Below are 808 nucleotides of genomic sequence, written 5' to 3'. Positions count from 1 at the left end.
ACAGAAGCGCATCGAGCGCCTCGGCCTGGCCCGCCGTGCGCGGGAAGCCGTCGAGGATCACCCCCGCGGTCACGTCCGGCTCGCCCAGGCGATCGCGCAGGATGTTCAGCACGATCTCGTCCGAGACCAGACCACCGGCCTCCATCACCGCCTTCGCGGCAAGGCCCGCAGGCGTGCCCGCGGCCACGGCCGCGCGCAGCAGATCGCCGGTGGAAAGCTGCACCAGGCCGAAGCGCTCTTCGAGCATCCGGGCCTGGGTGCCTTTCCCGGCCCCGGGGGGGCCGAGCAGGATCAGAACGGCGGGCGTCGTCGCGACGGTGTTGTTGTCACCAGCCATCGCTTCAGCCCTTGTTGCCGCGGTTGGCGATCAGATCGTCAACCACCGACGGATCGGCCAGCGTCGAGGTGTCGCCGAGCGCGCCGAAGTCGTTCTCGGCGATCTTGCGCAGGATGCGGCGCATGATCTTGCCCGAACGGGTCTTGGGCAGGCCGGGGGCCCACTGGATGATATCGGGCTTGGCGATCGGGCCGATCTCGGTGCGGACCCACTTCTCAAGCTCCTTGCGCAGCTCGTCCGTCGGCTCGATGTCGTTCATCAGCGTGACATAGGCGTAGATGCCCTGGCCCTTGAGGTCGTGCGGGTAGCCGACGACAGCGGCCTCGGCCACGGTCGGGTGCGCAACCAGCGCCGATTCAACCTCGGCCGTGCCCATCCGGTGGCCCGAGACGTTGATGACGTCATCGACGCGGCCGGTGATCCAGTAGTAGCCGTCCTTGTCGCGGCGGCAGCCGTCACCGGTGAAGTAGT

The 808-nt window shown here is 68.4% G+C and carries 2 protein-coding genes; both read right to left on the bottom strand.

Features of this window, described 5'->3' with window-relative positions; all coding sequences use genetic code 11:
- The coding region (locus LZA78_RS17530; protein WP_233678166.1) for an adenylate kinase family protein at positions 1–337 on the bottom strand (337 nt) is incomplete at its 3' end.
- A gap of 4 nt (positions 338–341) precedes the next feature.
- The coding region (locus LZA78_RS17525) for an AMP-binding enzyme (protein WP_438811095.1) at positions 342–808 on the bottom strand (467 nt) is incomplete at its 5' end.

The organism is Rhodobacter flavimaris (assembly GCF_021378075.1).
Taxonomy (GTDB): Bacteria; Pseudomonadota; Alphaproteobacteria; order Rhodobacterales; family Rhodobacteraceae; genus Rhodobacter; species Rhodobacter flavimaris.
The sequence above is the reverse complement of the archived record's forward strand: the minus strand, read 5'-3'. Positions and strand labels throughout refer to the sequence as shown.